The sequence below is a fragment of the Paraburkholderia madseniana genome (assembly GCF_009690905.1).
Lineage (GTDB): Bacteria > Pseudomonadota > Gammaproteobacteria > Burkholderiales > Burkholderiaceae > Paraburkholderia > Paraburkholderia madseniana.
This window is the reverse complement of the sequence record NZ_VOSW01000281.1, coordinates 1-1,095: the sequence shown is the minus strand read 5'-3', so window position 1 is coordinate 1,095 and position 1,095 is coordinate 1. Positions and strand designations below refer to the sequence as shown.

Annotated in this window: 1 protein-coding gene; it reads right to left on the bottom strand. The window is 55.2% G+C overall.

The annotated features are described in order from the left end of the window. A partial coding sequence (locus tag FSO04_RS45815; protein ID WP_154568012.1) for an IS1182 family transposase occupies positions 1-1,025 on the bottom strand: 1,025 nt, incomplete at its 3' end. Between the last annotated feature and the right edge of the window lie 70 nt (positions 1,026-1,095).

Sequence of the window (1,095 nt, the reverse complement as noted above, 5' to 3'; positions counted from 1 at the left end):
GTCTCAGCGTCGTAAATAAAATCGTCTTTGCCGAAGCGCCCGTCGAAGGTCGCGCCCGAAGTCTTCGTCTTGGGAACAAACACCGTGATTCCGGCCTCGTGGCATGCGAGTATTTCCTCGCTCTTGTAATAGCCTCGGTCGGCAACTGCCGTGAGTTCATCGACACCCATTTCGCTACGCGCCAGCTTGGCCATCGAGGTGAGTTGGTCACGATCAATGCCGTTGTTGGTGATCTCGTGCGCGACAATCAGATGGTGCTTTGCATCGACCGCTACCTGGACGTTGTAGCCGACGACGCCTGTCCCCCGCGTCTTCATCGAACGCGAGTCCGGGTCCGTGAGCGACACTTGCTTGTCTGGTGCCGCATCGAGTTGAACTTCGACTTGCTTGAGGATTTGCATCTGCTCCTTGAGAGCTGCAATCTTGTCTTGCAGCCGTTCTGTCTTCGCCTTCGCGATCGTAGGTTCCTGGCGATCGGCAGTGTCCATTTCCACAAGATAGCGGCTGATGCTTGCCTCGATGTCCCGCATCCGTCGTTCTAGTTTTGCGCTCGTGAAGTTACGGTCGCGATGATTCACCGCCTTGAACTTGCTGCCGTCGATCGCAACGAGCGCGTCTGCGAAGAGGTCCAGACGTTGGCATAGCATCACGAACTGACGACAGACACTGCGGATCGCTTTGCCGTTGTCTTTGCGGAACCGCGCAATGGTCTTGAAGTCCGGCGCCAGGCGGCCCGTGAGCCACATCAGTTCAACGTTGCGCTGGGCCTCACGTTCAAGACGACGGCTAGATTGAATACGGTTCAGGTAACCGTAAATGTAGATCTTGAGCATCACCTCCGGATGGTACGAAGGCCGACCCGTTAGCGCTGGCTCAACACCTTCAAACCCGAGCTTCTGAAGATCGAGCTCATCTACAAAAATATCGACTACGCGCACGGGATTGGTGTCCGTCACGTAGTCGTCAAGTGCTTCGGGGAGGAGAAAGCTTTGTGTACGATTGTCACCTTGAACGAACCGCTTCATCTTGCTCATCCTCCGCTATCGGATGAACAATTCTAGCGTTTCAAAAAGGCGTTTTGACACACTCTGGGCC